The following is a 5,932-nucleotide window of genomic DNA, read 5'->3' as shown; positions in this document are numbered from 1 at the left end:
GTCTTTGCGCGGACCGAAGGCGAGCCCGGGAACGCGCGCGGGATCACCTGCCTCCTCGTGCCCAATCCCTCGCCGGGGCTGGTGATCGAGGAGTACATGTGGACCTTCAACATGCCGACAGACCACCCGCGGCTCTCGCTCACCAATGTCTGGGTGCCGGAATCCGCGACGCTCGGGCCGGAAGGCGGCGGCCTCGCCATCGCGCAGAGCTTTGTCCACCAGAACCGCATCCGGCAGGCGGCTTCATCATTGGGCGCGGCCACGTTCTGCATAGAGGAATCGGTGCGCTATGCGCGGGAGCGCAAGCCCTTCGGAGAGGAGCTGGCGCGCAATCAGGCAATTCAGTTCCCGCTGGTGGAGCTTGCCACGCAGTGTGAGATGCTGCGCCTCCTCATCCGCAAGACCGCATGGGAAATGGACCGGCTCGAAGCCGAAGAAGGCGGCCACAAGCGCATCGAGCGCGAGCTCTCCGACAAGGTCTCGATGTGCAACTATTGGGCAAACCGGCTGGTCTGCGAAGCGGCGGACCGCGCGATGCAGGTTCACGGGGGCATCGGCTATTCACGCCACAAGCCGTTCGAGCACATCTATCGCCACCACCGCCGCTACCGCATCACCGAAGGCGCGGAGGAAATCCAGATGCGCAAGGTCGGCGCGTACCTGTTCGGCTACCTCGGGCCGAGGAAGGGCATGTTCGGGTAAGCGCTTCCGTGCTGCTGGTCCGGCGGTGCTTCTGGCGCGGCCGGACCGGCGTTACCCGGCGCAGGGTATTCTAGCTTGCGCGGCAAGGTCAGCGAGTTCTGCTGCCGCCGTGGCCTGCGCCGCCCTATCAGCGAAGGCCATGCATAATGCATCGCCGTCGATCCCGGCACGCAACACGGCGTGGCATCCGCCCATGCCCGTCGCGGTAACCCAGGCGTCACCCATCAGGCATTTCGCCATAGCCCTCGTCAGCAGGTCCGGGTCCGGGGCCTCGCCTGCAATCAGCGCTGCCTGGGTGCCGGTCCACCATGGGAAATCGGCAATATCGAAAAGGGCAGCGGCTGCGCCGGGCGTGGTCGCCACGGTCCATTCGACATGGCCCAGCAGGCCCAGACGGACGGGAAACGCCACTTGACCCTGCCCGGCGAGCCAGGTCGCCAGCAGCGTCTGGAGTGGCTCCGGAACGCCCGCGTCCGCGGGCTCCGGATCGACGGTCCAGGTGACCATCAGCGTTCGTGCGGGGCCATCTTCCGGGAGGTCTCCCGGCCAAAGCGAACAGGGGCCCGGCTCAGCGGTCGAGAGCTCGATCCGCAGGGTCATCAATGATGGCCGAACGGGGTCGGACTTGTCGGGATCTGCCGGAAAACGGTGTCCTCGGCCCAATCGTAGACGACCTCGCCTGCCTGCTCGCCCGCCTTGTATCCCGCGTAGCCGCCAACGATGCAACCGCCGACACCGCCGATGGCAGTTCCTTCCGGCCCGACCAGCGTACCCGCGCCGGCCCCCAGTGCGCCCACCGCCCGGCAGCCTACCCAGGCCGACGCCCATGCGCTGACAACTGCGGTAGATCGCCGCATCGGCTTATCGGCAACCACGATCGAGTATCCGTCGGTGGCGAGGCCGACGACGAGCAGGCTGCGGCCGAGGTATTTGAAATACTTCGCGCCCTTATAGAGAAAGGCCCCGCTCCGGCCGGCAAGGTCATGGTTCTTGATCTGGAAGGGCAGGGCTTCTGCCGTACCCTTCTGGTTCCAGTGGTAATTCACCGATTTCGTGTTCTTGTTATAACCATAATCAAGCCGCAGGGTCCGCTTGCCCGTCTTGTCGTGAAAGAACAGGCTGCAGGTCGAGTTGCCCTTGAACCCGCGCGCATCGAGCTCGATGGCAAGTCCGCTGGTGCCGGGAATGGGAATCCTGAGGTAGGACGCGAGACCGACGCTTACAGGTATCGACCCCTTCATCGGTTCGGTCATGGCGCCGCCTCCTTAATCAGACACGCGGCCATGAACCTGCCTGCACCGCAGCGATCCGTCAACAAGACCGCAACCAGCGCTCAGCCGGGTCAATCCGGTGCAGCACAAATGAAAAGCGCTCCGAAGCGATGCTTCGGAGCGCTTTTCATTCAGGCCGGTCTGCGTGCCTGCGGCAGACTACCGGTTCAGGCGAACGCTGCCTTGAGATCATCCACCAGATCGAGGCGCTCCCAGGGGAAGAAGTCGCCATCCGCCTTGCGGCCGAAGTGGCCATAGGCGGCGGTCGGCTGGTAGATCGGCTTGTTGAGGCCGAGGTGGGTGCGAATCGCGCGCGGGGTCAGGCCGCCGAGCTTGGCGTTGCCGAGGATGGCCTGTTCGATCAGGTTGTCGCCCACCGTGCCGGTGTCGTGCGTATCGACATAGAGCGAGAGCGGCTCGGACACGCCGATGGCATAGGCGATCTGGATCGTGCAGCGCGTGGCAAGGCCCGCAGCGACCACGTTCTTGGCAAGGTAGCGCGTGATATAGGCAGCCGAGCGATCGACCTTGGTCGGGTCCTTGCCCGAGAAGGCGCCGCCGCCGTGCGGGGAAGCACCGCCGTAGGTATCGACGATGATCTTGCGGCCGGTGAGGCCCGCGTCGCCATCGGGGCCGCCGATCTCGAACGAGCCGGTCGGGTTGATGTAGTACTTGGTTTCGCGCAGCAGCACCGGCGGGATCACCTCGGCGATCACGCGCTTCACGTAGTCGTGAAGCTCGGCTTCCTTGTCGCCCTCGTCATAGCCCGGCGCGTGCTGGGTGGAGACGACGACGGCGGTTGCGGCGACGGGGAGCGAACCTTCGTAGCGCAGCGTGACCTGGCTCTTGGCATCGGGCTCAAGGAACGGAGCCGCGCCCGAGTGACGGTCGGCTGCCATGCGCTCGAGGATCTTGTGGCTGTAGTAAAGCGTCGCCGGCATAAGATCGGGCGTCTCGTCGGTCGCATAGCCGAACATGATGCCCTGGTCGCCTGCGCCCTCGTCCTTGTTGTCGGCCGCATCGACGCCCTGCGCGATATGCGCCGACTGGCCGTGCAGCCGGTTGATGAACTCGAACTTCTCCCAGTGGAAGCCGTCCTGCTCATAGCCGATCCGCTTCACGGTCTCACGAACGGTCGCCTCGATCTCTTCCTGCGCGCCCGGCGCCCATGCGCCATCTTCGTAGACGCCCTTGCAGCGGATTTCACCGGCCAGCACCACGAGCTGCGTCGTCGTCAGCGTCTCGCAGGCGATGCGCGCCTCGGGGTCCTTCGAAAGGAACAGGTCCACGATGCCGTCGCTGATCTGGTCGGCGACCTTGTCCGGGTGGCCTTCGGAAACGCTTTCGGACGTGAACAGGTAGTCGGTGCGCATTGGGGGGTTCCTATATGATATAAAGAATCCTTTATGTCGCCTCCCTAGCGTCCTCTGCGCCGCCTTGCAACCACGAGCGCAGCGCCCAGCAATACCAGCGCCCATGCGAGGGCGAGCCGGTTGCCAAGCCGGGCAAACAGCGTGGGAACGTGAGCGGGCGGCACCAGCCCATCGAGCCGCCCGGCAGTGAGGCGAGGAGCGAACTGCCGGACCACGCCATCGGCATCGATCACCGCGCTGATTCCGGTCGTCGTGGCGCGCAGCACGGGCAGCCCTTCCTCGATCGCGCGCATCCGCGCCTGCGCCAGATGCTGCGGCGGGCCCCATGCGCCGAACCAGCCGTCGTTCGAAGGGTTGAAGATATAGTCAGGCCGGTGCGCGCGGTCGGCCACCTCGCCGGAGAACACGATCTCGTAGCAGATCTGAATGCCGGCCTTGCCGTGCAAGCCCATGTCCAGCGTGCGCGGGCCGGGACCGGGCAGGAAATCAAGGCTGCCCGAAACCAGCCGGGAAAGGCCGAGCGGGGCGAGCCACGTGCGCATGGGCAGATATTCGCCATAGGGCACGAGATGCGCCTTGGCATAGCTTCCCCGGATCGCGCCGTCTGACCCGAGCGCGGTGACGACATTGCGCGCGGCGGTCACATCGCCGCCTTGCACCACGAGATCGGTCGCGCCGGTCAGCAGCAGGCTGCCCGGGCCGATCACCCGGCCAATGCGGGCGCGAGCCATCGCCGGGTCCGCCGCATAGGTCGTGGCATCGTAGAAGAACTGCGGATAGCCGGGCCGCAGGTAATCGGGCAGGCCGCCTTCGGGCCACAGCACGATCCGCGTTGAGCCCGGCGTACGCGGCAGCGAAAGGCGCGCGATGCTCTGGAACTGGCCTTCGTAAAGGCGCGGATCGTTGATCGTGTCCTGCCCGATGTTCGGCTGGACGAGGGTGAAGCCGAGGCGGCCCTCGCCGCCATGGCCATGCAACGGCAGCAGCATGAGCGCGGCGGGAACTGCGGCCATCATGGCTGCGGCATGGAGGCGCCCTGCCGTTGCCGTGCGCCATGCCAGCAGCCAGAAACCGGCGAGCAGAACGATCAGGCCGGAGAGGGCGTAAGTCCCCGTCCACGGCGTGATGGCGGCAAGACCGGGCCGGCCGAAACCGCCCAGCGCGACCATGGCGAGCGGGTTCCACGCAAACCCCGTGAACAGGGTGGCGCGCAGATATTCGGTGATGATCCAGAACCCTGCAAACGCCGGAAGCAGCGCAGCCTGCCAGCGCCGCGCCAGCCAGGCCGCGAGGAAGGCGGCGAGCGCGGGATAGACCGCGAGGTAGACCGCCAGCAGCACGACCGCGATCCATCCCAGCCAGGCGGGCATCGCCGCCTGATAGGTGAACGCGGTTGCGATCCAGTTGTTGCCGAGCGTGAAGTAGCCGAGCCCGAACAGCCAGCCTGCCAGCGCCGCGCGGCGGGCCGAGCGCGCGCGCTCGATCTGGGTGATCAGAAACGCCAGCGCGGCCAGCGTGAAGGGCCACAGCGCGAGGGGCTGAAAACCGGTCGCGGCCAAGGCACCTGCGCCGATCAGCGCCAGCGGCATCAAGCCTCTTGCCGATCTTTCCACGCGGCGACCCCGCTCAGGCCCGTTCAGGCGCTGCGACTGGCCGCGGTCAGCCTTCTGCGGCTTCCGGCAGCGGATTCTTGCGCGGGCGACCACGGCGCTTGGGCGCCGGAGCCTCGGCAGCAAGCGCTTCGGCTGCAGGTGCCGACACCGTTGCAGGTGCTTCCTCAACCGGCTCAGCCGAAGCGCGAACGCCGATGGCGGGCGGCAGGCTCAGCGGATCAAGCGCGGCGACCGGTGCTTCCTCTGCCTCGCGGCGCGGGCGGCGGTCGGTGCGTGGGCGCAGACCGCGCTGCGACCGGCTTTCGCGCACGAAGGGATTTTCGGCGACATCGCCAATCGGCTCGCCTTCATCGGCGCGGACCATTGCTTCGGGCGCGGCTTCCGGCTCGAAACGAGGGCGCTGGTTCTCGCGCGGCTCGCGATTTTCGCGCTGGTCCCGATTCTCGCGCGGTTCACGTGGTTCGCGGTTATCGCGCGGTTCCCGGTTTTCGCGGGGTTCCCGGTTATCGCGCGGCTCGCGGTTTTCGCGGGGCTCGCGATTCTCACGAGGCTCGCGCGGTTCCCGGTTTTCCTCACGCCGGACTTGCGGGCGGTCGAAAGCGGGGAAATCGTTGTCCATGGAGAAGTCGGTGCCGTCGTCTTCGCCTTCGCCTTCGTTCCAGCGCTCACCGTTGGAGCGCTGGCGCTGATCGTCGGTGCGCGGGCGGCTGTCGGCGATGACGCGGAAGTAGTGATCCGCGAACTGCAGATAGTATTCAGCCTGAACGCGGTCGCCATTCAGATGTGCGTCCTGCGCCAGCTTGCGATACTTTTCGAGCATCTGGGGGGCATTGCCCCGCGCGCGGCTATCGATCCGGTTGAGTTGCTGACCGCCACCCTGCGGGCGGTTGTTGTTCCCGCGACCGCGCCGGCGGTTGTTACCACGATTGTTGTTCAAGTCAGGCACTTTCCTGTTTCGGTGCAACCTTGACCC

Annotated in this window: 6 protein-coding genes; 1 reads left to right on the top strand and 5 read right to left on the bottom strand. The window is 66.4% G+C overall.

The annotated features are described in order from the left end of the window. Nucleotides 1–702 (top strand): acyl-CoA dehydrogenase (locus Q0071_RS10210; protein WP_298168396.1); only part of this gene is annotated, 702 nt, incomplete at its 5' end. A 51-nt stretch (nucleotides 703–753) separates the two neighbouring features. Here Q0071_RS10210 and Q0071_RS10205 read toward each other — a convergent pair. The 5 genes from Q0071_RS10205 to Q0071_RS10185 all read right to left on the bottom strand — a co-directional run bounded on the left by Q0071_RS10205 (nucleotide 754) and on the right by Q0071_RS10185 (nucleotide 5,896). Continuing rightward, nucleotides 754–1,302: a hypothetical protein gene (locus tag Q0071_RS10205; protein ID WP_298168394.1), complete on the bottom strand. Its 549-nt coding sequence runs from the start codon at nucleotides 1,300–1,302 to the stop codon at nucleotides 754–756. Then, entirely contained in the window at nucleotides 1,302–1,955 is a 654-nt protein-coding gene (locus Q0071_RS10200) for a hypothetical protein (protein WP_298168392.1), read from the bottom strand. The genes Q0071_RS10205 and Q0071_RS10200 overlap by 1 nt, the downstream gene beginning before the upstream one ends. 185 nt (nucleotides 1,956–2,140) lie before the next feature. Beyond that, on the bottom strand, nucleotides 2,141–3,346 hold the full coding sequence (metK, locus tag Q0071_RS10195; RefSeq protein WP_298168390.1) for a methionine adenosyltransferase: 1,206 nt from the start codon (nucleotides 3,344–3,346) through the stop codon (nucleotides 2,141–2,143). Between the two features lie 44 nt (nucleotides 3,347–3,390). Continuing rightward, nucleotides 3,391–4,935: an apolipoprotein N-acyltransferase gene (lnt, locus tag Q0071_RS10190; RefSeq protein ID WP_298168387.1), complete on the bottom strand. Its 1,545-nt coding sequence runs from the start codon at nucleotides 4,933–4,935 to the stop codon at nucleotides 3,391–3,393. Between the two features lie 70 nt (nucleotides 4,936–5,005). Beyond that, nucleotides 5,006–5,896 (bottom strand): DUF4167 domain-containing protein, encoded by an 891-nt coding sequence (locus tag Q0071_RS10185; protein WP_298168384.1) that lies wholly within the window; start codon nucleotides 5,894–5,896, stop codon nucleotides 5,006–5,008. Nucleotides 5,897–5,932: the final 36 nt, after the last annotated feature.

Source organism: Novosphingobium sp. (genome assembly GCF_027486195.1).
GTDB lineage: Bacteria > Pseudomonadota > Alphaproteobacteria > Sphingomonadales > Sphingomonadaceae > Novosphingobium.
The sequence above is the reverse complement of the archived record's forward strand: the minus strand, read 5'-3'. Positions and strand labels throughout refer to the sequence as shown.

What these genes read in the sequence shown, in the direction of transcription:
- Q0071_RS10205 (WP_298168394.1), bottom strand. Translation starts at nt 1,302, where the DNA reads ATGACCCTGCGGATCGAGCTCTCGACCGCTGAGCCGGGCCCCTGTTCG.
- Q0071_RS10200 (WP_298168392.1), bottom strand. Translation starts at nt 1,955, where the DNA reads ATGACCGAACCGATGAAGGGGTCGATACCTGTAAGCGTCGGTCTCGCG.
- metK (WP_298168390.1), bottom strand. Translation starts at nt 3,346, where the DNA reads ATGCGCACCGACTACCTGTTCACGTCCGAAAGCGTTTCCGAAGGCCAC.
- lnt (WP_298168387.1), bottom strand. Translation starts at nt 4,935, where the DNA reads ATGCCGCTGGCGCTGATCGGCGCAGGTGCCTTGGCCGCGACCGGTTTT.